The sequence below is a fragment of the Roseateles aquatilis genome (genome assembly GCF_002205645.1).
Classification (GTDB): domain Bacteria; phylum Pseudomonadota; class Gammaproteobacteria; order Burkholderiales; family Burkholderiaceae_C; genus Roseateles; species Roseateles aquatilis.
In genome coordinates, this window is record NZ_NIOF01000003.1 from 466,723 (window position 1) to 492,739 (window position 26,017).

Here is a 26,017-nt window from a genome sequence, read left to right on the forward strand (position 1 = left end):
GAGGCCGGGTTCTATGCAGACCTGATGCCCATGAAAAAAAACCTCCCGACGAGAGTCGGGAGGTTTTTTGTTTTGGCGTCCACGCTGCGTCGTGGGCGCATGGCGCATTTACTTCGGCTGCAGGCGGATCGCGCCGTCCAGTCGGATCACCTCGCCGTTGAGCATGTCGTTGGTGACGATCTGGTGGACCAGCTTGGCGTAGTCCTCTGGGCGGCCCAGGCGCGAGGGGAAGGGCACGTTGGCGGCCAGGGCGTCCTGCACCTCCTGCGGCATGCCGAACAGCATCGGCGTGCCGAAGATGCCGGGGGCGATCGTCATGTTGCGGATCCCGTTGCGGGCCAGGTCGCGCGCGATCGGCAAGGTCATGCCGACGATGCCGCCCTTGGAGGCCGCATAGGCCGCTTGTCCGATCTGGCCGTCGTAGGCGGCCACCGAGGCCGTCGAGATCAGCACCCCGCGCTCGCCGGTGGCTTCCGGCTCGTTCTTGCTCATCGCCTCGGCGGCGAGACGGATCATGTTGAAGCTGCCGACCAGGTTGACCTGGATGACCTTGGAGAAACCCGCCAGCGCGTGCGCGCCGTCCTTGCCGACCGTCTTGGCGGCGGGCGCGATGCCGGCGCAGTTCACCAGCCCCATCAGCTTGCCCAACGACACGGCCTTGGCCACGACCGCCTGCGCGTCGGCCTCCTGGCTGACGTCGCACTTGACGAAGGCGCCGTTGAGCTCCTTGGCCAGCGCCTCGCCACGCTCGGCCTGCAGGTCGGCGATGACGACCGTCGCGCCCTCTCGCGCCAGCATGCGGGCCGTGCCCTCGCCCAGACCCGACGCGCCGCCGGTGACGATGAAAACCTTGTTCGCGATGTCCATGGGATGTCTCCTTCCACGCTGTCTGCGTTGCACGGCTTGGTTGCCGTTGACGTAAACGTCAATTGTGTGCCGAAAAAAGGCGGCCGCGCGGGCCGCCGTGCACGCGCCGCTCGTGGAGCGGCGCGATGCGGATATCTCGCCGATCAGGTCAGCGCGGCCAGGGCGCGCGCGGTGATCTCGTCAACGCTGCCGATGCCCTCGATGCGACGGTACTGCGGCGCTTGCGCGTCGCCGCTGGCGGCCCAGGTCGAGTAGTAGTCGACCAGCGGACGGGTCTGCGCCTGATAGACCTCCAGGCGCTTGCGGACGGTGGCTTCCTTGTCGTCGTCGCGCTGGATCAGGTCTTCGCCGGTGGCGTCGTCCTTGCCTTCGGTCTTGGGCGGGTTGAACTTGACGTGGTAGCTGCGGCCCGAGCCCGGGTGCACGCGACGACCGCTGATGCGCTCGATGATGGCTTCATCGGGCACGGCGATCTCCAGCACCACGTCCAGCTTCACGCCAGCCGCCTTCATCGCGTCGGCTTGCGGGATGGTGCGGGGGAAGCCGTCGAACAGGAAACCCTTGGCGCAGTCCGGCTGCGCGATGCGCTCCTTGACCAGGCCGATGATGATGTCGTCGCTGACCAGGCCGCCGGCGTCCATCACCTGCTTCGCGGCCAGACCCAGTTCGGTACCGGCCTTGACCGCGGCGCGCAGCATGTCGCCGGTGGAGATTTGCGGGATGCCGAACTTTTGGCAGATGAAGGCCGCCTGGGTGCCTTTGCCGGCGCCGGGGGCGCCCAGAAGAATCAGTCGCATGGGTCTCCTCGATACATGGAGAAGGCGCGTCACGCAGGGAGACGCGCCCTCGAAAACTGCGGGCGAGAATAGCATGGGCCGGCCTACGCCCCGCTGACGTGCCACCTGAATGAATTGGGGTGTAACCCTGCCGGGCCATGTGTCGCCGGGAACCGTCATCGACCTACAGGGCCGATGAACAGCGGGTTCCGGGGCGTCGGCCCGGAAGGCGCGGATCAGTCCGCCATCAGCCGGCGCACGCGCGCGAGGTCCTCCGGCGTGTCGACGCCGGGCCCCGGCCGCTCGTCACTGACGTGCACCGCGATGCGCTCGCCATGCCACAGCACGCGCAGTTGCTCCAGCGCTTCGATCTGCTCCAGCGGGCTGACCGCGAGCGTCGGGAAACGGCGCAGGAAGCCTGCCCGATACGCATACAACCCGACGTGACGCAGCACCGCGTCCGGCTTGATGCGAGCGCCGCCGCCAGGCGCGTCGCGCCACCACGGGATGGGCGCGCGCGAGAAATACAGCGCCAGGCCTTGCGCGTCGGTCACCAGCTTGACGACGTTGGGGTTGGCGAACTCGGTGTCATCGTCGATCGCGTGCGCCACCGTCGCCATCTGGCATTGCGGCTTTGCGGCGAGCAACTCGGCGCAGGCGCGGATCATGCCGGGCGCGATCAGCGGCTCGTCGCCCTGGACATTCACGACCAGAGCGTCGTCGGGCAGGCCGAGCTGCTCGCAGGCCTCGGCGAGGCGGTCGCTGCCGCTGGCGTGATCGGGGCGTGTCATCAGCGCGCGGATGCCGTGCTGCTCGCAGGCGGCACGGACTTCCTCGGCGTCCGTGGCCACGACGACCTGGGCGGCGCCCGCCAACGCGGCACGGCGCGCGACCTGCACGATCATCGGCGAGCCCGCCAGGTCGGCCAGCGGCTTGTTGGGCAGCCGCGTCGAGGCCAGCCGCGCCGGAATGACGATGTGGAAGTCGCCGGCCGCCGCCCCGCTCATGCCGCGTCGCCCTCGGTGTCGGTCGAGCGCGCTTCGCTGGCCAGCATCACCGGGATGCCGTCGCGGATCGGAAAGGCCAGGCGGTCGGCGGGGCAGACCAGCTCGCGGTCGGGCAGGCCGGACGCGGCGGCGTTGCGGCGGTCGTCCAGCGGGCCCTTGCAGACGGGGCACACCAGCATCTCAATCAGTCGATGGTCCATGGGGGAGCAGCCGCCGCAACTCACGCTGCAGCGCCTCTTCAAAAGCGGGTTCGGGGCGGAAGTCTAGCGCCACCACCCAGATGCGGCAGCCTTGCAGCGCCTCCGGGCGCAGCTTGACGGCGTCCTTCTCGGTGATGACGACCTCGTCGGTGCGGGCCCAGGGCAGCGGGTCCAGCGTTGCGTGATCGGGCAGGGCGAGCGCGCGGAAGCTCAGCCCCTGCTCGCCCAGCATGTCGAAGAAGCGCTGCGGCCGGGCCAGGCCGGCGGCGGCCGTCAGCGGTTTGCCGCGCAGCGCGTGCAGGCGCTCGATCCGGCCGGGCTCGCCACGCCACCAGTCGGCCAGCGCGACGGCGCCGGCCAATTGCCGCGTGCCGACGAAGCCAGGCAGCGCGGTGCTCGGCCGGCCCGTGCTGTAGAGCACCAGCCGGTCCGCCGCGGAGCCCGGCGGCGGCGGCAGGTCGCGCGCCTGCCGCAGCGGGCCCGCCGGCAGCAGGCGGCCGTTGCCCAGGCCGCGTTCGTCGAACACCAGGATGCTGAGCTGTCGCGGCAGGCGCCAGTGCTGCAGGCCGTCGTCGGCGACCAGCACCTGGACGTCGGGATGCGCCGCCAGCAACGCATGCGCCGCGGCGATGCGGTCGCGGCCCACGGCCACCGGTACGCGGCCGCGCAGCCGGATCAGCAGCGGTTCGTCGCCGACGTCCTCGGCTCGGTCGCCGTCGGCGATGACGCGGACCTGGTCCTCGTCCTTGCGTCCATAACCGCGAGAGACCACGCCCGCGCGCACGCCCAGACGCCCGAGCGATTCGAGCACCGACAGCGTCGTCGGCGTCTTGCCCGCGCCGCCGACCACCCAGTTGCCGACGACAATCACCGGCACCGGCAGGGCGGCGCTTTTCTTGAGCCCGACGCGGTACAGCAGCACGCGCAGCTTCAGAACCGCGCCGTGCAGCGCGGCCAGCGGACGCAGCAGATGGGCGAGACGGTCGTCGTCGCGCCAGGCTCGCTGCAGCCGATCCTCCAGGGCCCCCCGGTTCATGTCCGGGTCCGGATCATTGCGGCTTGTTGGCCGCGAAAGTCAGGCGCGGCAGGTTGGCGCGCCGCGCCGCGTCCATCACGTTCACCACCGCCTGATGCGGCGTGGCGGCGTCGGCGGAGATGATCACCACCGGTTCCTGGCGCCCCTGCGACGCCTGTTGCAAGGCGCTGGTGAGCAGCTCCACGCTGCGCCCCTCGACCACCTGCCGGTCGATCGAGTAGCGGCCGTCCGCCGAGATGGCCACGATGATCTCCGCCGGCCGCTCCTTCAGCTGCTGGGCATCGGCGGTGGGCAGCGTCACCTGCAGCTCGGTGAACTTCGAGTACGTGGTCGACAGCATCAGGAAGATGAGCACCACCAGCAGCACGTCGATGAACGGGATCAGGTTGATCTCCGGTTCCTCGCTCTGACGGCGGCGGAACTTCATTTCTGCGCCTTCGCGGCCTTGCCCTGGACCGGCGCCGCGGCGGGCGCGGCCACCGGCGGCGGCACCGTGACCGGGCCGGCGTTGGCGGCGGGCATCGGCATCGTGGCAGGCGGCATGGCGCGGTTGACCAGGTGGGTCAGCAGGCGCTCGCTGGCTTGCTCCATGTCGACGATGTAGGACTCGATGCGGCCGCGGAAGTAGCGGTACATCATCAGCGACGGGATCGCCACGACCAGGCCGAAGGCGGTGTTGTAGAGCGCGATCGAGATGCCGTGCGCCAGCAGCCCCGGGTTGTTGCCGGTGGGGCTTTGGCTGCCGAAGATCTCGATCATGCCGACCACGGTGCCCAGCAGGCCCAGCAGCGGCGCGGCGGCGGCGATCGTGCCCAGCGTGTTGAGGTAGCGCTCCATCTGGTGGATCGCATGGCGGCCGGCCAGCTCGAACGCCTGGCGCAGACGCGTCTCGCCAGCGCGGGGATCGGTCTGCGAGGCGCGCAGGCCGGCGGCGAGCACCTGGCCGAGCAGCGAGTTCTCGGCCAGCTTGCCGACCACCTCGCCGCTGGGAATCTGGAGCTGGGTGACACCCAGCACTTCCTCGATCAGGCTGGGCGGGGCCACCCGGGCCGCGCGCAGGCTGACAAGCCGCTCGATGATCAGGGCCAGGGCCACCACGGAACACAGCAGCAACGGCCAGATCGGCCAACCGGCGGCTTGTATGATCGAAAACAAGGCATTCCCTCCGTACGGGCATCTTCCGGCCCGGCGGCGCGATTATGGCGCCATGCCGCCCACGCGCCGACCACTCCCGACCCTCATCACACGCCCTTACAAACATCCACCGTTCCTGTGGATAACTTTGTGGGCAAGTACGCCCGGAAGCGCGCCGAGGCCCGTCGCCAGACGGCGCGGATTAGAGTGCCCCAAAAAATGGCAGGAAAAAGCTTTTGAAAAACAAGCGCTTATCGATATATGACGCGGCGGTGACGGCCAACATGGCCCGCGGAACCAGCATTGGCGCGGCTGTGGAGTTCCGAACCCGCGCCACGCTTGGGTTTGCGCATGGTTGACGCCTTGAAACCCGCATCGCCACGCATGGTCTGGGGTGTGGCGGCCCTGTTGACGGCCCTTTCCGACGCATTGCAGGCGCGATTCCCCGTCATCACGGTGCAAGGCGAGCTCTCGGGCTTCACCCGCGCCGCCAGCGGCCATTGCTACTTCAGCCTGAAGGACGCCGAGGGCCAGCCGGCGATGCTGCGCTGCGCCATGTTCCGGCGGGCGGCGTCGCTGGTCGATTTCGCGCCCCGGGACGGCATGACGGTCGAACTGCGTGGGCGGCTGGACCTGTACGGCCCGCGCGGGGAATTGCAGTTCATCGTCGAGGCGATGCGCCGTTCGGGCGAGGGCGCCCTGTACGAGCAGTTCCTGCGGCTGAAGGCGCGGCTGGAGGCGCAAGGGCTGTTCGACGCCGACCGCAAGCGTCAGCCGCCGCCGTTCGCGCGTCGCATCGGCGTGATCACCTCGACCGGTGGCGCGGCGCTGCACGACGTGCTGACGGCGCTGCGCCGTCGGGCACCGCATGCGCAGGTCTTCATCTATCCGACGCTGGTCCAGGGCAACGAGGCACCCCCGGCGATCGTGCGTGCGCTGGCGCTTGCCAACGACCGGGCCGACGCGGAGGTGCTGCTGCTGGTGCGCGGCGGCGGCTCGCTGGAGGACCTTTGGGCCTTCAACGACGAGCGTGTCGTGGGCGCGGTGGCGGAATCGGCGTTGCCGGTGATCTGCGGTGTCGGCCACGAGACCGACATCACCCTGGCCGACCTGGCCGCGGACCTGCGTGCCCCGACGCCGACGGCGGCGGCCGAGCTGGCGACGGTCTCGCGCCAGCAGTGCCTGGAGACGCTGGAAGCGCTGGAGCGGCAATTGACCCGCCGCCTGGAGCAACGCCTGGACGCGGCCGCGCAGCGGCTCGACCGTCTGGCGCTGCGGCTGGCGCGGCCTGGCGACGCGTTGGCGCGGCAGCGGCGGCGACTGGACCTGCTGTCGCAGCGGCTCGGGCAGGTGGCGCCGCGCACGGTGGCGTTGCAGGCGCAGCGGCTGGCGCATCTGGACCAACGCCTGCACCGGGCGCTGCCTCAGCAGGCGCAGCGCGGCGCGCACCGGCTGGACGCGCTGGAGGCGCGCCTGCAAGCGCTCGATCCGCGCCAGGTGCTCGCGCGTGGTTATGCGTGGCTGGACGACGGCCAGGGGCGAGCGCTGAGCTCCGCCCGGCAGTTGAGCGAGGGTCAGGACTTGCGCGCCGTGCTGGCCGACGGCGAGGCCGAACTGCGGGTCGGGCGCGTCGTCTGCCGGGACGCCGAGGGCTGAGCCGGCCGGGATCGCCCGGACCCGGACCTGCGAGGAGCGCCCCGGCGCGCGCCAGACGACGCGACGGGTATGCGCGCTCCCGGCAGGGGCATGGTCTTGATGCCTACAATCGCCCGCGACATTTGTCCCACCTCACACTCAACAGGAGTCCCTCATGGAACACGTTCTGCCCGAGCTGCCGTACGACAAGAAGGCGCTGGAGCCGCACATCAGCGCCGAGACGCTGGAGTACCACCATGGCAAGCACCACAAGGCCTATGTGGACAACCTGAACAACCTGCAGAAGGGCACCGAGTTCGAGAGCAAGACGCTGGAAGAGATCGTCAAGACCTCCAGCGGCGGCATCTACAACAACGCCGCGCAGATCTGGAACCACACCTTCTTCTGGAGTTGCCTCAAGCCCAACGGCGGCGGCGCGCCGACCGGCAAGCTGGCCGATGCGATCAACGCCAAGTGGGGCAGCGTCGACGCCTTCAAGGAAGCCTTCCAGAAGAGCGCCGTCGGCAACTTCGGTTCGGGCTGGACCTGGCTGGTGAAGAAGGCCGACGGCTCGGTCGACATCGTCAACATGGGCGCCGCCGGTACCCCGCTGACGACCGGCGACACCGCGCTGCTGACGATCGACGTGTGGGAACACGCGTACTACATCGACTATCGCAACGCGCGTCCGAAGTTCGTCGAGACCTTCCTGAAGAGCCTGGTCAACTGGGACTTCGCGCAAGCCAATTTCGGCAACTGACCCCCCGGCGTCCGGCCTTGAGCCGGGCGCCGACGTGTCGATCAAAGGGAACGGCCCGGGAGAGATCCCGGGCCGTTTCTCCTTTCGTGTCGCGCGGGCGTGCCGCGATCGGTGTGTCGATCAGACGCCGGCCGGCCCGGGGCGGGCCAGCGGGCGCCGATTCACTTGGGCCAGGGGCCGCCGCGCAGCTTGGTGCCGGCCTTGATGCCGCGCTTGTCGAACCAGCCCTTGTTCATTTCCAGCACGTAGCGCACCGGCTTCTTGGAGCAGTGGGACACGTCGGAGAGCGGCTGCATCTCGTCGAGGTTGACGATGGTGCCGTCGTCGGCCACGAACGCGACCGACAACGGGATCAGCGTGTTGCGCATCCAGAAGCATTGCTCGGCCGGCTGCTCGAAGATGAAGACCATGCCGGCGTTCTGGGGCATGTCCTTGCGCGCCATCAGACCGATGGCGCGTTGTTCGTCGGTCCGCGCGACCTCGGCGTGGATCAGGTGCATGCCGGCGCCGATCTCGACGACGGGCAGCCCGGTCTGCGGGATCGTCTGCGCCGCCGAAGGCTGGGCCAGGAAGAAGACGGACGCGGCCGACAGGCCGATCCACGATGCTGCGCGCTTGATATTGAGCATGTTCAGACCTCGAGGTTTGGCGGATTATCGCGGCCATGTTGCCCGCCCGAGCCGCCGCGGCGTCCGCCAGCGATGCTTGCGCCGATGCCATTCGCCCCACCGCCGACGTGCCCCTCACGTCGGAGCGTGCGCGGCACCCGGACGCCGCCGTCGATGACGAGGCGTGGCGACAGTTCTCCGAATGGACGACCGATGCCGGCGGCGCTCGGCATCTGCGCTCGCGACTGCGCCTGTCAGGCATGCACTGCGCGTCCTGCGCCGGGCTGATCGAATCGCTGCTGCATGCACAACCCGGGGTGCGGCTCGCCCACGTGAGTCCATCGACGCAACGCCTGACCCTGGACTGGTCTCCGGCGCTCGTGAGCCTCGATGCGCTGCGGCAATGCCTGGTGGGCGCGGGCTACGATTTCGCGCCGGACCTCGCCGCGCCTGCGCGGGAACTGCGGCGTCGCGAGCATCGTCAGGCACTGTGGCGCCTGTTCGTGGCGGGCTTCCTGATGATGCAGGTGATGATGCTGGCCTGGCCGTCGTACGTCGCCGCGCCGGGAGAGATGGCGGCCGACCAGGCGGCGCTGCTGCGCTGGGGCCAGTGGGTGCTGACCTTGCCGGTGATGCTGCTGTCGGCCGGCCCGTTCTTCAGGGCCGCGTGGACGCAGTTGCGCGGGCGGCGGCTGGGCATGGACGTGCCGGTGGCCCTGGGCCTGGCGGTGGCGTTCGTCGCGGGCAGCGGTGCGACGCTCGATCCGGGTGGGCCGTTCGGGCACGAGGTCTACTTCGATTCGATCACGATGTTCGTGACCTTCCTGCTCGGCGCGCATTATCTGGAACTGCGTGCCCGCCATCGCGCGGCGGAGGCGCTCGAACAAGCGGTCGGCGCGCTGCCGGACAAGATCGAGCGGCTACGGGCCGACGGCCTCGCGGACTGGGTCGCGGCGGATGAGCTGGTGGCCGGGGATCTGGTCCGAGTCACTGCCGGGCAGCGCGTGCCGGCCGATGCGATCGTCGAGCACGGCGTGAGCGCCGCGGACGAGGCGTTGCTCACCGGCGAGTCCGACGCCGTTCCGAAATCGGTGGGCGACGTCGTGCTGGCTGGCAGCCTCAATCTGACCGGCGTGTTGCTGCTGCGTGTGCGGCAGATCGGCGAAGACACACGGCTGGCCGGGATCCGGCAACTGATGGCGCAGGCCTTCCAGGAGCGGCCATCGACGCCGCGGGTGGCCGATCGCGTGGCAGGCTGGTTTCTGGGCACCGTGTTGTTGCTGGCAGGCGGCGCGGCCCTCGTGTGGCAGTTCATCGATCCGTCGAAGGCGCTCGCGGTCAGCGTGGCGGTGTTGATCGTGACCTGCCCGTGCGCGCTGTCGCTGGCGGCGCCGGCCGCATGGGTCGCCGCGGCCGGCGCGCTGGCGAAGCGGGGCCTGTTGCTGTCCAGGCTCGACGCGATCGAGTCCCTGGCCGATGTCGATCATGTGGTGATGGACAAGACCGGCACGCTGACCGATCCGGCGCCGCGTCTGCTGCGCCGATGGCCGGAGGCGCCCGACGATGACGCGATCGCTGCCGCGGCGCTGTTGGCCGGAGGATCGCATCACCCGCTGTCGCGCGCGCTGATGGGGGTGGTCGGCGCGCGGCCCGCGGCGACGGGCTGGCGTGACATCGAGGAGATCGGCGGCCGAGGGCTGCAAGGCGTCGATACGGCGGGCCGCCAATGGCGGCTCGGCGCGGGGACGTGGTCGGCGACGTCCGCGGCGTTGGCCGGAGACACGATGCCGCTGACCGAGGCGCAACTCGTCCTGTCCTGCGACGGGCTGCCTCGTGTGGCCTGGCAGTTCGACGAGGCACTGCGCGAGGGGGCTCGTGCGGCCGTGAGCGTCTGGCGCGAGCGGGGCCTCGGCGTGGAACTGCTGTCCGGCGATGCGCCGCCGCGCGTGGCCGCGATCGCGGCGCGGGCCGGCATCCGGCAATGGCGCGGGGGCGCGAGTCCGGAGGACAAGCTTGCCCACGTGACGCGCCTGCAGGACGGTGGACGCCATGTGCTGATGATCGGCGATGGCATCAACGACGCGCCGGTGCTGGCGCGCGCTCACGTGTCGGTGGCGATGGGACAGGGCGCGGACCTGGCGAAGTCCCGGGCCGACGCGTTGCTGATGGGCACGCGCCTGGAAGCGATCGGCGCGGCGCTCGACCTCGCGTGCCGGACGCGTCGCGTCGTGCGCCAGAACCTCGCGTGGTCGGCGCTCTACAACGCCGTCTGCGTGCCGCTCGCGCTGATCGGCTGGCTGCCCCCCTGGGCCGCCGGACTGGGCATGGCGATGAGCTCCATGGTCGTCGTCGCCAATGCCGCGCGATTGGGCAACCTGCGTCGCGTCGACACGGATGTCGATGCCCACATCGGCGCGCGGGTGCCGGCCCGTCGAGGAGCCTGAGATGGACATCCTCTATCTGCTGATTCCGCTCTCGGTGGTGCTGGTGCTGCTCGTGCTGGCCGTCTTCGGGTGGGCTTTGAACAACGGTCAGCTGGAGTCGCTGGACCGTGAAGGTCAACGAATTCTGGAGGACGACTCGCAAGCTTGACAGGTATCAAGGTGCTTCTTGGACCGCCGCCAAACAATCGCCGACATCAGCGATTCACAGGCACAAGGAGCCGACATGCCAAGCACAGCGAGTCCGACGGGAAGGGGCGGCACAGCCCCGATGTACGAGGACGGGGTAGTTCGAGCGTTCGCGCTGGCCTCGGTCCTGTGGGGCGTGGTGGGCATGCTGGTGGGCGTGATCATCGCCGCGCAACTGGCCTGGCCGGAGTTGAACCTCGGCATCCCATGGCTCAGCTACGGGCGCCTGCGTCCTCTGCACACCAACGCGGTGATCTTCGCCTTCGGCGGCTGCGTGCTGATGGCCACGGCCTTCCACGTCGTGCAGCGGACCAGCCAGGTGCGGCTCTTCGCGCCCAAGCTCGCGTGGTTCACGTTCTGGGGATGGCAGACGGTCATCGTGCTCGCGGCGATCACGTTGCCGCTGGGCATCACCAGCGGCAAGGAGTATGCCGAGCTTGAATGGCCGATCGACCTGCTGATCGCCGTCGTGTGGGTGTCCTACGCGATCGTCTTCTTCGGCACGATCGGCGTGCGACGCGTGCGCCACATCTACGTCGCCAACTGGTTCTTCGGCGCCTTCATCATCGCGGTGGCGCTGCTGCACATCGTCAACAGCGCCGAGATCCCGGTGTCACTGACCAAGAGCTACTCCGCCTACGCCGGCGTGCAGGACGCGATGGTCCAGTGGTGGTACGGGCATAACGCGGTGGGCTTCTTCCTCACCGCCGGCTTCCTGGGCATGATGTACTACTACATCCCCAAGCAGGCCAACCGACCGGTCTACAGCTACCGGCTCTCGATCGTCCACTTCTGGGCGCTGATCTTCACCTACATGTGGGCCGGCCCCCACCACCTGCACTACACCGCATTGCCCGACTGGGCGCAGAGCGTGGGCATGCTGTTCTCGCTGGTGCTGCTGGCGCCGAGCTGGGGCGGGATGATCAACGGCGTCATGACGCTCAGCGGCGCTTGGCACAAGTTGCGCGACGACCCGATCCTGAAGTTCCTGATCGTGGCGCTGTCGTTCTACGGCATGTCGACCTTCGAGGGGCCGATGATGTCGATCAAGACCGTCAACGCGCTCTCCCACTACACCGACTGGACGATCGGCCACGTGCACAGCGGCGCGCTGGGCTGGGTGGGGCTGATCTCGATGGGCTCGCTCTATCACCTGATCCCGCGCATGTACGGCCGCACCGAGATGTACTCGAAGCGCGCCATCGAGCTGCACTTCTGGATCGCCACGCTGGGCATCGTGCTCTACATCGCCGCGATGTGGATCGCCGGCGTGATGCAGGGCCTGATGTGGCGCGCGGTCAACCCCGACGGCACGCTGACCTGGACCTTCGCGGAGAGCGTCAAGGCGACCTATCCGTTCTATGTGGTGCGCCTGCTCGGCGGCCTGCTGTACCTGGGCGGCATGTGCCTGATGGCCTGGAACGTCGTCCTGACGACGCGTGTCGGCCACACCCGCGCCCAGCCCATTCCTCCGGTGGCCGTCCCGGCCGCCGCCTGATCGCACGACCCCAAGGAGAACGACATGGCCAATGCCCATGCCCAGCCGACCGGCCACGAGCGCATCGAGACCAGCAACTTCCTGATGATCGTGCTGGTGCTGCTGACGGTCATCGTCGGCGGCATCGTCGAGATCGTCCCGCTGTTCTTCCAGCGCTCCACCACGCAGCCGGTCCAGAACCTGCGTCCCTACACACCGCTGCAGCTCGCCGGCCGCGACGTCTACATCCGCGAGGGTTGCTACAACTGCCACTCGCAGATGATCCGGCCGCTGCGCGCCGAGACGCTGCGCTACGGCCATTACTCGGTCGCCGGCGAGTTTGTCTACGACCACCCCTTCCAGTGGGGCAGCAAGCGGACCGGTCCCGATCTGGCGCGCGTCGGCGGCAAGTACAGCGATGAATGGCATCGCCTGCACCTGACGAATCCGCGCGATCTGGTGCCCGAATCCAACATGCCCGCCTACGCCTGGCTCGCCACCGCGCAGGTGGACCCGGCCGACATGGCACCCAAGATGCGCGCGTTGCGGACGGTCGGCGTGCCCTATACCGACGAGCAGATCGGCCAGGCCGCCGACGAGGTCAAGGGCAAGACCGAGATGGAGGCGGTGATCGCCTACCTGCAGGTGCTGGGCACCGCGATGAAGCGGTGAAGGGGACCGTCATGGGCGCAATCGACCTGAACACGCTGCGGTCCGCGGTGACCTTGCTGTCACTGCTGGTGTTCCTCGGCATCGTCGTCTGGGCCTATGCCCGGCGCAATCGTGAACGTTTTGAAGACCTGGGCGCGCTGCCGTTGATGGACGAGCCGGCGACACCCGAAGGAGCTCGCCATGAGTGATTTCGTATCGAACGGCTGGTCGCTGTTCGTGGCCGCGGCAACGGTGCTCGGCCTCCTGCTGTGCCTGGTGCTGCTCATCGTGGCGAGCCGGCGCAAGGTCATGGCCGCGGACAACTCGACCGGCCACGTCTGGGACGAGGACATCCGCGAGCTCAACAACCCGCTGCCGCGCTGGTGGATGGTGTTGTTCGTGCTGACCGTGGTGTTCGCCGGCATCTATCTGGCGCTCTATCCGGGCCTGGGCAACTACGGTGGGACGCTGAAGTGGTCAAGCGTCGAGCAGCATCAGGCCGAACAGGCCGAGGCACGCGAGGCGATGCATGCGATCTACGCGAAGTTCGACGGACAAGCGGTCGAATCGCTGGCTCGCGACCCTCAGGCGATGGGCATCGGCGAGCGCCTGTTCGCCAACAACTGCGCCACCTGCCATGGCTCGGACGCCAAGGGATCGAAGGGCTTCCCCAACCTGACCGACAACGACTGGCTCTATGGCGGCAGCTTCGAGACGATCATCGAGACCATCACGCAAGGGCGCCAGGGCACCATGCCGCCGATGGCGGCGGCGGTCGGCGGCAGTGAGGACGTGCGCAACGTGGCGCATTACGTGCTGAGCCTGTCGGGCAGCCCGCACAACTCGGTGGCGGCGGCGCTGGGCAAGTCCAAGTTCAGCGCTTGCGCCGCCTGCCACGGCATGGACGGCAAGGGCAACCAGGCCCTGGGCGCGCCGAACCTGACCGACAAGATCTGGCTGCACGGATGGGGCGAGGCCGCGGTGATCGCGATGATCAACAACGGCAAGCACAGCGTCATGCCCGAGCACGGGTCGCGCTTGAACCCCGAGCAGATCCGCGTGCTGGCCGCGTATGTCTGGGGCCTGTCGCACGGCCCGAGTCCGATCGCGCAGGCGGCCGCGCCCACGACCGCGGTGTTGTCGGCGCCCGGCCCTGCCGGCCCGCGCAGGCAGTGATCGGGAGCGCGCGATGAGCGTCGGCAAGACGATCCCCATCAAACCGGCCTCGCTGGCGGGCGGCCCCGACCGCGCCCGGCCTCGGCCGGCCGATGGTGTCAGCGCCGAAGCGGTGACGGCGGCGCCGACCGCGCCGCGCATGGTCTCCCTCTATGAAGCCGAAGCGAAGATCTATCCGCGCGCCGTCCATGGCTGGTACGCGGTGTGGCGATGGCTGCTGGTGTGGGCGACGCAGCTGCTGTTCTACGGTCTGCCCTGGTTGACCTGGAATGGACGGCAGGCCGTGCTGTTCGATCTCGACGCGCGCCGCTTCCTGATCTTCGACCTGATCCTGTATCCGCAGGACTTCATCTATCTGACCGCGCTGCTGGTGGTGTCGGCTTTCGGGCTGTTCTTCTTCACCGCGGTGGCGGGGCGACTGTGGTGTGGCTACGCCTGTCCGCAGACGGTCTACACCGAGATCTTCCTGTGGATCGAGCGCCACGTCGAAGGCGACCGCGCCGCGCGCATCCGCCTCGATCGCGCGGGCTGGGGTGCAGGCAAGCTGATGCGCAAGGGCGGCAAGCATGCGGCCTGGCTGGTGGTGTCGCTGTGGACCGGCTTCACCTTCGTCGGCTACTTCGAGCCGATCCGCGCGCTGGGCGCCAGCGCCGTGCAAGGCGCGCTCAGCGGTTGGGAGAGCTTCTGGGTCCTGTTCTACGGCTTCGCGACCTATGGCAACGCCGGGTATCTGCGCGAGCAGGTCTGCAAGTACATGTGCCCGTATGCGCGTTTCCAGAGCGCGATGTTCGACAAGGACACGCTGATCATCAGCTACGACGCTGCGCGTGGCGATCCGCGGGGGCCTCGGTCGAAGAAGGTGGATCCCGCGGCCGCCGGATTGGGGTCGTGCGTCGATTGCGCCCAATGCGTGCACGTCTGCCCGACCGGTATCGACATCCGTGGGGGACTGCAGTACGAATGCATCGGCTGTGCCGCCTGCATCGACGTCTGCAACGACGTCATGGACAAGTTCGGCTACGACCGGGGGCTGATCCGCTACGCGACGCAGAACGGCATCGACAAGCGGTGGACGGCCGCGCAGCAGTGGCGGCGGGTATTCAGGCCGCGGGTGCTGGTCTACGGTGCGATCCTGCTGCTCGTGTCCGGCACGTTGGTCGCGAGCCTGGCGCTGCGCCTGCCGTTCAAGGTCGATGTGGTGCGGGACCGCGCGACGCTGGCACGGCAGGTCGAGGATGGCGCCATCGAGAACCTCTATCGGCTGCAGCTGATGAATGCCGCGGAATCGACGCAGCGCTTCGACCTGGCGGTGCAGGGCATCGACGGGCTGGCGGTGGTCTCGCCCACCGGCCCGTTGACGCTGGCGCCCGCGGAGGCGCGCTGGATCACGGTGTCGCTGCGGCTGCCGTTCGAGGCGGCGCAAGGGCTCGGCGGCGGGGTGCATCCGATGCACTTCCTGATTCGACGCATCGGCGATGTCGATGAAGGCGTGGCCGATCGTGAATTGCTGGAGAAATCGACGTTCGTCGTGCCGCGCTGAGCGCGAGCTCACCCTGGCGAGAAAGGAAGGAACATGAACACCGTGACAACTCGTGTCCCCGGCGCGGATCTCCCGTCCAGCGGGCCGTGGTGGCGGCATCCGATGATGTGGCTGGTGGTCGGCGGTCCGGCGATCGTGGTGGTGGCCAGCATCGCCACGCTGACGCTGGCCGTGACCTACCCGGATCCTGTCGTCCAGCATCAGGCCAACAGCGAGCAGGGCCGCGCCGCGGAGGATTCAACCGAGACCGTTCGGCCGCCGCCGGCGGCGCTGGAGCCGGCGATGAAGGCGCGCAACCACGCGGCCACTGGCGGGCAGGTCAACTGAACGAAGAGGCGGGCGGTGATCCGCGCGTCGTCATGCCGCCTGGCGGATCACCTGCAGCAGCATGCGCGGCTTGAGCACGCGGACCTCCCGCGCCTTGACCTCCAGGAGGCCGTCGTCCTGCAGCCGGGAGAAGGTGCGGCTGACCGTCTCCAGCGTCAGGCCGAGATAGCTGCCGATCTCCTCGCGCGTCATGCGCAGCACCACGCTCGACGACGAGAAGCCGCGCGCCCGCAGGCGTCGCATCAGGTTGATCAGGAAGGCGACGACGCGTTCCTCCGCGCGCATCGTGCCGAGCATCAGCATGACGCCCTGGTCGCGGACGATCTCGCGGCTCATCAGGCGATGGAACTGGTGCTGCAGCCGTTCGAAGTCGCGGGAGAGACCCTCCAGTCGCTCGTACGGCACCACGCAGACTTGCGAATCTTCCAGCGCCACCGCCTGGCAGGTGTGCACGCCGTCGACGATGCCGTCCAGCCCGAGCAGCTCGCCGGCCATCTGGAAGCCGGTGACCTGGTCGCGACCATCCTCGGCGCAGGCCGAGGTCTTGAAGAAGCCGGTGCGCACCACGTGGATCGCCTCGAATGCATCTCCGGCGGAGAACAGCGCGGTGTTGCGCGGCACCAGCCGTCGGGCCTTGACCATGCGCTCAAGTTGTTCGATGTCGATCGGCGGCAGGCCCATCGGCAGGCAGAGTTGTCGGATGCCGCAAGTCGAGCAGGCGACCTTGAACGGCTCGTGCCGAGGGGGGAGGAGTGGGGGGATCGTCGTTCTCGCCATGGAGTCGGGCGGGGCTCGCGCGGGACGTGGGGGATCGGTCGGGTCGAGTCGGGGGATCCACGCAAGAGGCGGACGACTCGGACGGGAAGCGGCAAATTTTTTGTCGACCGACCGCTGTCCACAATGACATCAATCAATGACCAGTTGCCATCAAAGGGTCAGGATGACGGCCATGAGATCTGACCCGACCGTGTGGGACTGCAGCATCCCCGATGACGACCTGCTGCGTCGGTTTGATGTCGCGGGGCCGCGCTACACGTCCTACCCGACCGCGGACCGCTTCCATGAGGGCGTCGATGGCGACCGTCACGGCCAGGCGCTGGCGCTGCGCGCGTTCGGCCCGGCCGCGACGCAGCCGGCCTCGGTGTACGTGCACATCCCCTTCTGCGAATCGGTCTGCTACTACTGCGCTTGCAACAAGGTGGTGACGCGTCACCATGAACGGGCGGCGGAGTACCTCGACGCGCTGGAGATCGAGATGGAGCGGGTGCGCGAGCGGCTGGGCGAACGCCCGGCGGTGTCGCAGTTGCACCTGGGCGGTGGCACGCCGACCTTCCTGAGCGATCGCGAGCTGGCGCGGCTGACGGCGCTGCTGCATCGCCATTTCCAGGTTGCCGAGAACGCGGAGATCTCGATCGAGGTGGATCCGCGCACCATCGACATGACGCGCCTGCGCCATCTGCGCATGCTCGGCTTCAACCGGCTCAGCTACGGCGTGCAGGACGTCGATCCCGACGTGCAGCGCGCGGTGCATCGCGAGCAGAGCGTGGAGAGCATCGCCGCGTTGATGGACGCCGCGCGGGAACTCGGTTTCCGTTCGATCAACGTCGACCTGATCTACGGCCTGCCGTTGCAGACGCCGGCGTCGTTCGCGCGCACGATCGAGCAGGTCGCCGCGTTGCGGCCCGACCGTGTCGCCCTCTATGGCTACGCGCACCTGCCGCATCGCTTCAAGCCGCAGCGGCGCATCGAGGCCTCCGCGCTGCCGGCGGCCGGAGACAAGCTGCGCATGCTGTCCGGCGCCATCGCCGGCTTCCTGTCACGTGGCTACAGCTACATCGGCATGGACCATTTCGCGCTCGCCGACGACCCGCTGGCGGTGGCGAAACGGGAGGGGCGGCTGCATCGGAACTTTCAGGGCTACAGCACGCAGCCGGACTGCGACCTGATCGCGCTGGGCGTCTCGGCGATCTCCAAGGTGGGCGCGCATTTCGCGCAGAACGCGAAGACGCTGCCGGACTATTACGCCGCGTTGCGCGAGGGCCGACTGCCGGTCGAACGTGGCCTGGCGCTGAACCAGGACGACCTGGTGCGGCGCGATGTGATCATGGCGTTGATGTGCCAGGGCCGTCTCGCGTTCGAGCCGATCGAGCGCTCGCACGGCATCTCGGTGCCGGACTATTTCGGACCCGAGCTGGCGCGGCTGCGGCGCATGGAGGCCGACGGCCTGGTGACCGTCGAGCCCGGCGCGGTGCAGGTCACGCCGATGGGATGGTTCTTCGTACGCGCGGTCGCGATGGCCTTCGACCGCTACCTCGGATCGGATCGCGCGCCAGCGACGCGCGATGGTCCGGTGCAAGCGCCGGTGCGTTTCTCGCGCATCCTCTGATCGCCGAGGGTCAGATGCTTGCTGTCGCGCTAGCCGGATCGGCGTTCCTGATGGGGGCGGCGGGCAGCCTGCATTGCGCGGCCATGTGCGCGGCGCCATGCGCGGCCGTGTCCGGCGCGAGCCGTGCCGGCGTCGCGGCGTTCCAGATGGGTCGCCTGATCGGTTATGGCGCGGGCGGCGGGGCCGTCGCGATGAGCGTCGGCGGCCTGTTGCGCTGGGAGGCTGCCGCGGGTTGGCTGCGGCCCCTGTGGCTCGCGCTTCATCTGGCGATGCTGGCGATGGGGCTCTACCTGATGTGGCGTGCCGAGCAGCCGAGGTGGTTCACCCGATGGTGGGCGGCGCGCACGACGATCTGGAATCGGGCGCCCGCGGCGGCGTTGAGCGGCGGCGGCACGGCGTGGTCGGTGCCGACCCGATCGGCTGGAGCCGGGATCGCCGGCCTGGCATGGCTGGCATGGCCTTGCGGGTTGCTGCAGTCCGCGCTGATGGTGGCCGCGCTCGCCGACGGACCCTGGCAGGGCGCGGCGGTGATGGCCGCGTTCGGGCTCGGATCGGCGCCCGGCTTGCTCGCCGGACCGTGGTTGCTGGGGCGACTCGGCCAGGCAGGCAGGCCGGTCCGGCCTGGGGTCGGGGAAGGGGCGCGTGGTGGTCGCGGACTGCGGTGGGCGACCCGTCTGTCCGGGGCCTTGCTGACTGCGGGCGCGGCGTGGGCGCTGGGTCACGGCCTGTGGGCGCAGGTCCGCGCGTACTGCGGCTGACGCAGGCAGGGGATTGGTCCCGGTATCAGCCGGTTGAAAGTTTCGCTGTCATAGAATCGGCGCTTCCGGTTTTACCCACCCACCCACGCGCTTCGCGGAGACAACTCCATGTACCAGCACATCAAGGTGCCCGAGGGCGGGCAGAAGATCACGGTCAACGCCGACTTCTCGCTCAACGTTCCCAACAACCCCATCATCCCGTACATCGAGGGTGACGGCACCGGCTTCGACATCACCCCGGTGATGATCAAGGTGGTGGACGCGGCCGTGGCGAAGGCCTACGGCGGCTCGAAGAAGATCCACTGGATGGAGATCTACGCCGGCGAGAAGTCGACGAAGGTCTACGGCCCCGATGTCTGGCTGCCCGAGGAAACGCTGCAGGTCCTGCGCGACTACGTCGTGTCGATCAAGGGCCCGCTGACGACGCCGGTCGGTGGCGGCATCCGCTCGCTGAACGTCGCGCTGCGCCAGGAACTGGACCTGTACGTCTGCCTGCGCCCGGTGCGCTACTTCAAGGGCGTGCCCTCGCCCGTGAAGGAACCCGAGAAGACCGACATGGTCATCTTCCGCGAGAACTCGGAAGACATCTACGCCGGCATCGAGTTCGAAGCCCAGAGCGACAAGGCCAAGAAGCTGATCAAGTTCCTGCAAGAGGAATTCGGCGTCAAGAAGATCCGCTTCCCGGAAACCTCGGGCATCGGCGTCAAGCCGGTCTCCAAGGAAGGCACCGAGCGTCTGGTCCGCAAGGCCATCCAGTACGCGATCGACAATGACAAGCCCAGCGTGACGATCGTTCACAAGGGCAACATCATGAAGTTCACCGAAGGCGGCTTCCGCGACTGGGCCTATGCCCTGGCGCAAACCGAGTTCGGCGCCGAGCTGATCGACGGCGGCCCGTGGTGCAAGTTCAAGAACCCGAAGACCGGCAAGGACATCGTGGTCAAGGACAGCATCGCCGATGCGTTCCTGCAGCAGATCCTGCTGCGCCCGGCCGAGTACTCGGTGGTGGCGACGCTGAACCTGAACGGTGACTACATCTCCGACGCGCTGGCCGCGCAGGTCGGCGGCATCGGCATCGCCCCGGGCGCGAACCTGAGCGACTCCGTCGCGATGTTCGAAGCCACCCATGGCACGGCGCCGAAGTACGCCGGCAAGGACTACGTGAACCCCGGTTCCGAGATCCTGTCCGCCGAAATGATGCTGCGCCACATGGGCTGGACCGAGGCGGCCGACCTGGTCATTTCCTCGATCGAGAAGTCCATCCTGTCGAAGAAGGTCACGTACGACTTCGCCCGTCTGCTGGACGGCGCGACGCAAGTGTCGTGCTCCGGTTTCGGCCAGGTCATGATCGACAACATGTGATCGTGCGCCGGCGGAGGATGCCGGCTCTCGACACCGAAACCCCGGCGCGACCCGCCGGGGTTTTTCTTTTTGCGCCAGGCCGAGGCGGCGGCGCCAATGCAAAAGGCCCGCGCGCGGCGGGCCTTCGAGGAAGAGGCTGTCGCCGGATCAGCCGATCAGGCCGCCGCCTGCTGGCCGACGTGGGTGTCCGCCATCAGCGGGATACCCACCACCGGCGTGTCGAGGCCATCGCCGTCCTCGATCGGGCGGATGTTCTGAGCCAGTTGACCCTTGGGGCCTTGCACCAGCTCGTAGCTCACCTTGCCGCCCTGCTTGAGCGTCCGGAAGCCTTCCATCTGAATGGCCGAGAAGTGCGCGAAAACGTCGCCCCCGCCCTGTTCGGGTTCAATAAAGCCAAACCCCTTGGCATCGTTGAACCACTTGACCGTGCCTGTTGCCATTTCTTCTCCATCCCGGTGTCTTTGTCGCACCGGGTCGGATTCTCAAATCCGTGTCAAGGCAGTGTCAATTCAGGAACTCCCCGGGGTAGGCGGTTCCGGAGGTGCCAAACTTGGGCCGACGGCGCGCGAAATCGCAGTAATCTGGCGTGGTCGCGACCAGCATCCTTCGTTGTGCGGGTGTCAGTCGCAAGTCGCTTGATTGCCGTAGGCCTGTCCCCATGTGGGGAGGTCCCGCTGTTTATAGAATCGGTTCATGCCCTTGTTTGCCCAACAGCCCCCTCCAGCGGGCCCCCCCGGCGGGCAGCCGCCGGCTCCGGACGATGGTGGGAACTCCACCACGCTGGAGCGACTCGCTCAGAAGACGGAGCCTCCGCGCCTTTACCAAGTGCTGATGCTCAACGACGACTTCACCCCGATGGAGTTTGTGGTGATGGTCTTGCAGGAGTATTTCCGCCATGACCTGGATACGGCCACCCAGATCATGTTGAAGATTCATCACGATGGTCGCGGCGTCTGCGGTGTTTTCACCAGGGACGTGGCGGCTACCAAGGTCGAAATGGTGCTGGCGGCCGCGAGGCGCGCCGGCCATCCCCTGCAGTGCATTATGGAGGCCGCATGATTGCGCAAGAGCTTGAAGTCAGCCTGCACATGGCGTTCGTGGAAGCACGCCAGCAGCGCCACGAGTTCATCACCGTGGAACACCTGCTGATGGCGTTGCTCGACAACCCGTCCGCGGCCGAAGTGCTACGCGCCTGCGCAGCCAACATCGAGGACCTGCGCAAGTCGCTCGCGCAGTTCATCAAGGAGAACACGCCCACCGTGGGCGGCACCGACGAGGTCGACACGCAGCCCACGCTGGGGTTCCAGCGCGTGATCCAGCGCGCGATCATGCATGTGCAGTCCACCGGCAACGGCAAGAAGGAAGTGACCGGCGCGAATGTGCTGGTCGCGATCTTCGGCGAGAAGGATTCGCATGCGGTTTACTACCTGCACCAGCAGGGCGTGACCCGTCTGGACGTCGTCAACTTCATCGCCCACGGCATCAAGAAGAGCGAGCCGCCCGAGCCCCCGAAGGGCCCGGAAGGGACCGGGGCCGAGTCCGAACGCGAAGAGGGCGAGGGGCAGGGCAACGGCGGCGGCAAGGGCTCGCCGTTGGAGCAGTTCACGCAGAACCTCAACCAGCAGGCTCGCGACGGGAAGATCGATCCGCTGATCGGTCGCGAGCTGGAGGTCGAGCGCGTGGTGCAGGTGCTGTGCCGTCGCCGCAAGAACAACCCGCTGCTGGTCGGCGAGGCGGGCGTGGGCAAGACCGCCATCGCCGAGGGCCTGGCCTGGCGCATCACCGAGGGGCAAGTGCCGGACGTGCTGGCCGACGCGGTGGTGTACTCGCTGGACATGGGCGCGCTGCTGGCGGGCACCAAGTACCGCGGTGACTTCGAACAGCGCCTGAAGGCAGTGATCAAGCAGTTGAAGGATCAGCCGGGCGCGATCCTGTTCATCGACGAGATCCACACGCTGATCGGCGCCGGCGCGGCGTCGGGCGGCACGCTGGACGCGAGCAACCTGCTGAAGCCGGCGCTGTCGTCGGGGCAACTGAAGTGCATCGGCGCGACGACCTTCAGCGAGTACCGCGGCATCTTCGAGAAGGACGCGGCCTTGTCGCGGCGCTTCCAGAAGATCGACGTGGTCGAGCCGACGGTCGACCAGACGATCGAGATCCTGAAGGGCCTGAAGTCGCGCTTCGAGGAGCACCACAGCGTCAAGTACGCGCTGGGCGCCTTGCAGGCGGCGGCGGAGCTGTCGGCCAAGTACATCAACGACCGCCATCTGCCCGACAAGGCGATCGACGTGATCGACGAGGCCGGCGCGGCGCAGCGTGTGTTGCCCAAGAGCAAGCAGAAGAAGACGATCACCCGGGCGGAGGTCGAGGACATCGTCGCGAAGATCGCGCGCATCCCGCCGGCATCGGTGTCGTCGGACGATCGCGGCAAGCTCAAGAGCCTGGATCGCGACCTGAAGAGCGTCGTGTTCGGCCAGGACCCCGCGATCGATGCGCTGGCCGCCGCGATCAAGATGGCGCGCTCGGGTCTGGGCAAGCCGGACAAGCCGATCGGGTCCTTCCTGTTCAGCGGCCCGACCGGCGTCGGCAAGACCGAGGTGGCCAAGCAGCTCGCCTACATCCTGGGCATCGAGCTGATCCGCTTCGACATGTCGGAGTACATGGAGCGTCATGCCGTCAGCCGCCTGATCGGCGCGCCTCCGGGCTATGTCGGCTTCGACCAGGGCGGCCTGCTGACCGAGGCGGTCACGAAGAAGCCGCACGCGGTGCTGCTGCTCGACGAGATCGAGAAGGCGCATCCGGACGTCTTCAACGTGCTGCTGCAGGTGATGGACCACGGCACGCTGACCGACAACAACGGGCGCAAGGCCGACTTCCGCAACGTCATCGTCATCATGACGACGAACGCGGGCGCCGAGGCGATGCAGAAGTCCACGATCGGCTTCACGACCAAGCGCGAGCAGGGCGACGAGATGGCCGACATCAAGCGCCTGTTCACGCCGGAGTTCCGCAACCGTCTGGACGCCATCGTCAACTTCGGTGCGCTGGACCAGGACATCATCCTGCGCGTGGTCGACAAGTTCCTGCTGCAACTCGAGAGCCAACTGGCGGAGAAGAAGGTCGAGGTCACGTTCAGCGACGCGCTGCGCAAGCAACTCGCCGCCAAGGGCTTCGACCCCCAGATGGGCGCGCGTCCGATGCAGCGGCTGATCCAGGACATGATCCGCCGCGCATTGGCCGACGAACTGCTGTTCGGTCGCCTGGTCGACGGTGGTCGGTTGAGCGTCGACGTGGACGACAAGGGCGAGGTCCTGCTGGACATCACCCCGACCAAGAAGGACAACAAGCCCAAGGCCGAGCCCGCCACCGCGGATTGATCCGCGCCAGGCCCGAAACGAAAAGCCCGCCGAGAGCGGGCTTTTCTCATTGTCGCGAGGCTGTGTGCCCTTGGGCTGGCGCGCTCGTGCCCATGCCCGTACCCGTGCCGGCCCTACTCGCGCGCGGGATCCTGGCGGAAGAACTCCGCCAGCAACCGGTACAGGCGCGGTTGCTCGGCGAGCAGTTCCCGCGGCGCCACGAAGAACGCCTCGACGGCGACCGCGAAGAACTCCTCCGGCGCCTCGGCGCCGTAGGGATCGATCAGCGTCGCGACACCCGCGTCCACCTGATCGCAGAACCACTGCCACTCGGCTTCCATCGTCGCCGACCAGCGCAGCCGCAACGCGGCGTCGGCCATCGGCGGCGCGCCGTCCGGATCGCCGTCGCGCATGTCGAGCACATGCGCGAACTCGTGGATCACGACGTTGTAGACCGAGTCCATGCCTTCGACGCGCTCGATCGCGTCGGGCGTGATCTCGCTCCAGGCAAGCATCAACGGGCCGCCCTCCATCGCCTCGCCGGCGAGCGTCTCGTCGTAGGCGTGGACGACACCGTCTTCGTCCATGGTCTCGCGGGCCGCCACCACCTCGCCCTCGTGCATCACGATGCCGACGAAGCCGTCGTACCAGTGGAGCCCGAGCCGCAGCACCGGCAGGCAGGCTTGCGCGGCCACCGCCACGGCGACCTCGTCCGTCACCTGGAAGCCGTTGGCGCCGTGGAACTCCTTCGACGCCAGGAACAGCGAGCACAGCCGCCGCAGCTCGGCGAGATCCGCGTGGCCGCGTCTCGCGATGAACGGATAGTGCGCCAGCGTCAGCTGCCACAGCGGATCGGGGATGGCGTACTGGTCGAGCAGCTTGCGCTCGCGACGTTCGCGCCAACGTTGGAGGAGGCCGGAGATCATGAGGGGCTTCCGGATGGGATCACGGCGATCGGGGATCGTGGAACGGGTGACGGGCGGGTCGATGGGCGGCGCGGTCGCGCGACGGGCGGCGTACGCGGCCGTCAGGTCAAAGGCTCGATCCGGCGCAGGCCGTCGGCATCGATGACCAGCACATCGCCTCGTCCCGGGCCGTGGTCGTAGTCCCAGTCGGACAGGACCACCCGCGTCAGGCCGTCGCCGAGGTCATGCGTCGCCGGCCGGTGCGTGTGGCCATGGATCAACGTGTCGCAGCCCGACGCCTTCAGCCAGTCGCGGCTGGCATCGTCGTCGACGTCGGCCCAGCGGCCAGGATCGGTCTGATGCATCCGGCTCTTCGCGCGCAGATGCCGGGCCAGGGCGCGGCGCGCGAACAGCGGCAGCGCCAGCAGGGTCGCCTGCACGTCAGGCCGCCGCACGATCGCGCGGGCACGGAGGTAGCCGACGTCCTCCAGGCACAACTGGTCGCCGTGGCTCAGCAGCCAGGTGTGGCCGAAGGCGTTCAATCGCGTCGGGTCGCTCAGCAGGCGCATGCTGGCGTCGGCGGCCATCGCCTCGCCGAGCACGAAATCGCGATTGCCATGCATGAAGAACAGCGCACGGTGCCGCGACACGTCGCGCAGCAGTTCCAGGGCGAATTGCTCGAAGGTGCCGGCTTGCCAGCGCGCGTCGTCGCCGACCCACGCCTCGAAGATGTCACCGAGCAGGAAGACCGCATCAGCCGGCGTCGCCGCCAGGTGCGCCCGGAATCGCGCCAGCGTCGCCGGCATGTCCGGCGAGAGGTGCAGATCCGAGAGCAGGTCGATCCGCCGCCAGCCCGGCGCCGCGTCGAGCGGCGTCAGGGCCTGGGGCAGGGGGGGGGACGATGTGGGTCCGGACCTCACTCGACGGCGACGGCGCGCTCGATGATCACCGGCTCGGCCGGCACGTCGTCATGGAAGCCGGACCGGCTGGTCTTGACCTTCTCGATCTTGTCCACGATGTCGGTGCCGCCCACGACCTTGCCGAACACCGCGTAACCCCAACCCGAAGCGCTCTCGCTCTTGAAGTTCAGGAAGTCGTTGTCGACGGTGTTGATGAAGAACTGCGCGCTGGCCGAGTGCGGCGCGTTGGTGCGCGCCATCGCGACGGTGTACTTGTCGTTCTTCAGGCCGTTGTTGGCCTCGTTCTGGATCGGGGCGTCGGTGGGCTTCTGCTTCATGCCGACCTCGAAGCCGCCGCCCTGGGCCATGAAGCCCTTGATGACGCGGTGGAAGATCGTGCCGTCGTAGTGACCCTTGGCGACGTAGGCCAGGAAGTTGGCGACGCTGGCCGGGGCCTTCGCGTCATCCAGCTCCAGCGTGATCAGGCCGTGGTTGGTATGCAGTTCGACTTTCTTGCTCATGTCGGG

General features: G+C 68.2%; 28 protein-coding genes. 15 read left to right on the top strand and 13 right to left on the bottom strand.

What is annotated here, in order from left to right; translation table 11 throughout:
- Window positions 1-108: 108 nt before the first annotated feature.
- The 7 genes from CDN99_RS10375 to CDN99_RS10405 all read right to left on the bottom strand — a co-directional run bounded on the left by CDN99_RS10375 (window position 109) and on the right by CDN99_RS10405 (window position 5,041).
- Window positions 109-867, bottom strand: coding sequence for a 3-hydroxyacyl-CoA dehydrogenase (locus CDN99_RS10375; RefSeq protein ID WP_088384763.1), 759 nt, complete (start codon window positions 865-867; stop codon window positions 109-111).
- A 143-nt stretch (window positions 868-1,010) separates the two neighbouring features.
- Window positions 1,011-1,664 (bottom strand): adenylate kinase, encoded by a 654-nt coding sequence (gene adk / locus CDN99_RS10380; RefSeq protein ID WP_088384764.1) that lies wholly within the window; start codon window positions 1,662-1,664, stop codon window positions 1,011-1,013.
- 215 nt (window positions 1,665-1,879) lie between these two features.
- Window positions 1,880-2,650, bottom strand: coding sequence for a 3-deoxy-manno-octulosonate cytidylyltransferase (gene kdsB, locus CDN99_RS10385; protein ID WP_088384765.1), 771 nt, complete (start codon window positions 2,648-2,650; stop codon window positions 1,880-1,882).
- The gene (locus tag CDN99_RS10390) at window positions 2,647-2,850 is read right to left on the bottom strand and encodes a Trm112 family protein (protein WP_088384766.1); all 204 of its coding nucleotides are present in this window, start codon (window positions 2,848-2,850) and stop codon (window positions 2,647-2,649) included. Before CDN99_RS10390 ends, kdsB begins: the two co-directional genes overlap by 4 nt.
- Window positions 2,831-3,886, bottom strand: coding sequence for a tetraacyldisaccharide 4'-kinase (gene lpxK / locus CDN99_RS10395; protein ID WP_088384767.1), 1,056 nt, complete (start codon window positions 3,884-3,886; stop codon window positions 2,831-2,833). The genes CDN99_RS10390 and lpxK overlap by 20 nt, the downstream gene beginning before the upstream one ends.
- Window positions 3,887-3,899: 13 nt before the next feature.
- Window positions 3,900-4,313, bottom strand: coding sequence for an ExbD/TolR family protein (locus tag CDN99_RS10400; protein ID WP_088384768.1), 414 nt, complete (start codon window positions 4,311-4,313; stop codon window positions 3,900-3,902).
- On the bottom strand, window positions 4,310-5,041 hold the full coding sequence (locus CDN99_RS10405) for a MotA/TolQ/ExbB proton channel family protein (RefSeq protein WP_088384769.1): 732 nt from the start codon (window positions 5,039-5,041) through the stop codon (window positions 4,310-4,312). The genes CDN99_RS10400 and CDN99_RS10405 overlap by 4 nt, the downstream gene beginning before the upstream one ends.
- Window positions 5,042-5,371: 330 nt before the next feature.
- On the opposite strand from CDN99_RS10405, the gene xseA reads away from it, so the two are divergent.
- The gene (xseA, locus tag CDN99_RS10410) at window positions 5,372-6,676 is read left to right on the top strand and encodes an exodeoxyribonuclease VII large subunit (RefSeq protein WP_088384770.1); all 1,305 of its coding nucleotides are present in this window, start codon (window positions 5,372-5,374) and stop codon (window positions 6,674-6,676) included.
- A 154-nt stretch (window positions 6,677-6,830) separates the two neighbouring features.
- Window positions 6,831-7,415, top strand: a complete 585-nt coding sequence (locus tag CDN99_RS10415) for a superoxide dismutase (protein WP_088384771.1) — start codon at window positions 6,831-6,833, stop codon at window positions 7,413-7,415.
- Window positions 7,416-7,576: 161 nt separating this feature from the next.
- Here CDN99_RS10415 and CDN99_RS10420 read toward each other — a convergent pair whose 3' ends face one another.
- Window positions 7,577-8,044 (bottom strand): DUF192 domain-containing protein, encoded by a 468-nt coding sequence (locus CDN99_RS10420; protein WP_088384772.1) that lies wholly within the window; start codon window positions 8,042-8,044, stop codon window positions 7,577-7,579.
- 35 nt (window positions 8,045-8,079) lie between these two features.
- On the opposite strand from CDN99_RS10420, the gene CDN99_RS10425 reads away from it, so the two are divergent.
- From CDN99_RS10425 to CDN99_RS10460, 8 genes are all read left to right on the top strand, one after another.
- Window positions 8,080-10,467, top strand: coding sequence for a heavy metal translocating P-type ATPase (locus CDN99_RS10425; protein ID WP_088384773.1), 2,388 nt, complete (start codon window positions 8,080-8,082; stop codon window positions 10,465-10,467).
- A 1-nt stretch (window position 10,468) separates the two neighbouring features.
- Entirely contained in the window at window positions 10,469-10,615 is a 147-nt protein-coding gene (ccoS, locus tag CDN99_RS10430; RefSeq protein ID WP_088384774.1) for a cbb3-type cytochrome oxidase assembly protein CcoS, read from the top strand.
- 75 nt (window positions 10,616-10,690) lie between these two features.
- Window positions 10,691-12,151 (top strand): cytochrome-c oxidase, cbb3-type subunit I, encoded by a 1,461-nt coding sequence (ccoN, locus tag CDN99_RS10435; RefSeq protein ID WP_088384775.1) that lies wholly within the window; start codon window positions 10,691-10,693, stop codon window positions 12,149-12,151.
- 24 nt (window positions 12,152-12,175) lie between these two features.
- A complete protein-coding gene (gene ccoO / locus CDN99_RS10440) occupies window positions 12,176-12,802 on the top strand; it encodes a cytochrome-c oxidase, cbb3-type subunit II (protein ID WP_088384776.1) in 627 nt (208 codons plus the stop codon).
- 11 nt (window positions 12,803-12,813) lie between these two features.
- Entirely contained in the window at window positions 12,814-12,990 is a 177-nt protein-coding gene (locus tag CDN99_RS10445; RefSeq protein ID WP_088384777.1) for a cbb3-type cytochrome oxidase subunit 3, read from the top strand.
- Window positions 12,983-13,957, top strand: a complete 975-nt coding sequence (ccoP, locus tag CDN99_RS10450) for a cytochrome-c oxidase, cbb3-type subunit III (RefSeq protein ID WP_088384778.1) — start codon at window positions 12,983-12,985, stop codon at window positions 13,955-13,957. The genes CDN99_RS10445 and ccoP overlap by 8 nt, the downstream gene beginning before the upstream one ends.
- 13 nt (window positions 13,958-13,970) lie before the next feature.
- The gene (ccoG, locus tag CDN99_RS10455) at window positions 13,971-15,497 is read left to right on the top strand and encodes a cytochrome c oxidase accessory protein CcoG (RefSeq protein ID WP_088384779.1); all 1,527 of its coding nucleotides are present in this window, start codon (window positions 13,971-13,973) and stop codon (window positions 15,495-15,497) included.
- A gap of 33 nt (window positions 15,498-15,530) precedes the next feature.
- Window positions 15,531-15,824, top strand: coding sequence for a hypothetical protein (locus tag CDN99_RS10460; RefSeq protein WP_088384780.1), 294 nt, complete (start codon window positions 15,531-15,533; stop codon window positions 15,822-15,824).
- Window positions 15,825-15,854: 30 nt separating this feature from the next.
- Here CDN99_RS10460 and CDN99_RS10465 read toward each other — a convergent pair whose 3' ends face one another.
- Window positions 15,855-16,601 (bottom strand): helix-turn-helix domain-containing protein, encoded by a 747-nt coding sequence (locus tag CDN99_RS10465; protein WP_088384781.1) that lies wholly within the window; start codon window positions 16,599-16,601, stop codon window positions 15,855-15,857.
- A gap of 172 nt (window positions 16,602-16,773) precedes the next feature.
- Between CDN99_RS10465 and hemN the strand changes: the two genes are divergently transcribed.
- The 3 genes from hemN (at window position 16,774) to icd (ending at window position 20,330) form a co-directional block, all read left to right on the top strand.
- Entirely contained in the window at window positions 16,774-18,210 is a 1,437-nt protein-coding gene (hemN, locus tag CDN99_RS10470) for an oxygen-independent coproporphyrinogen III oxidase (RefSeq protein WP_088384856.1), read from the top strand.
- A gap of 14 nt (window positions 18,211-18,224) precedes the next feature.
- A complete protein-coding gene (locus tag CDN99_RS10475) occupies window positions 18,225-18,968 on the top strand; it encodes a sulfite exporter TauE/SafE family protein (protein WP_088384782.1) in 744 nt (247 codons plus the stop codon).
- A 108-nt stretch (window positions 18,969-19,076) separates the two neighbouring features.
- Window positions 19,077-20,330, top strand: coding sequence for an NADP-dependent isocitrate dehydrogenase (icd, locus tag CDN99_RS10480; protein WP_088384783.1), 1,254 nt, complete (start codon window positions 19,077-19,079; stop codon window positions 20,328-20,330).
- Between the two features lie 155 nt (window positions 20,331-20,485).
- On the opposite strand, the gene CDN99_RS10485 is transcribed toward icd, so the two are convergent.
- Window positions 20,486-20,770: a cold-shock protein gene (locus CDN99_RS10485; protein ID WP_088384784.1), complete on the bottom strand. Its 285-nt coding sequence runs from the start codon at window positions 20,768-20,770 to the stop codon at window positions 20,486-20,488.
- Window positions 20,771-21,023: 253 nt separating this feature from the next.
- Here CDN99_RS10485 and clpS point away from each other — a divergent pair, with 253 nt between their 5' ends.
- Together clpS and clpA are read left to right on the top strand one after the other, a co-directional pair.
- On the top strand, window positions 21,024-21,389 hold the full coding sequence (gene clpS, locus CDN99_RS10490) for an ATP-dependent Clp protease adapter ClpS (RefSeq protein ID WP_088384785.1): 366 nt from the start codon (window positions 21,024-21,026) through the stop codon (window positions 21,387-21,389).
- Window positions 21,386-23,707: an ATP-dependent Clp protease ATP-binding subunit ClpA gene (clpA, locus tag CDN99_RS10495; RefSeq protein ID WP_088384786.1), complete on the top strand. Its 2,322-nt coding sequence runs from the start codon at window positions 21,386-21,388 to the stop codon at window positions 23,705-23,707. Before clpS ends, clpA begins: the two co-directional genes overlap by 4 nt.
- A gap of 113 nt (window positions 23,708-23,820) precedes the next feature.
- On the opposite strand, the gene CDN99_RS10500 is transcribed toward clpA, so the two are convergent.
- The 3 genes from CDN99_RS10500 to CDN99_RS10510 form a co-directional block, all read right to left on the bottom strand.
- Window positions 23,821-24,612: a M90 family metallopeptidase gene (locus CDN99_RS10500; protein ID WP_088384787.1), complete on the bottom strand. Its 792-nt coding sequence runs from the start codon at window positions 24,610-24,612 to the stop codon at window positions 23,821-23,823.
- A gap of 101 nt (window positions 24,613-24,713) precedes the next feature.
- Window positions 24,714-25,511 carry a UDP-2,3-diacylglucosamine diphosphatase gene (locus tag CDN99_RS10505; RefSeq protein ID WP_238139457.1) on the bottom strand — a complete coding sequence of 266 codons (798 nt, stop codon included), beginning with the start codon at window positions 25,509-25,511 and terminating at the stop codon, window positions 24,714-24,716.
- Window positions 25,508-26,011 carry a peptidylprolyl isomerase gene (locus CDN99_RS10510; protein ID WP_088384788.1) on the bottom strand — a complete coding sequence of 168 codons (504 nt, stop codon included), beginning with the start codon at window positions 26,009-26,011 and terminating at the stop codon, window positions 25,508-25,510. Before CDN99_RS10510 ends, CDN99_RS10505 begins: the two co-directional genes overlap by 4 nt.
- Between the last annotated feature and the right edge of the window lie 6 nt (window positions 26,012-26,017).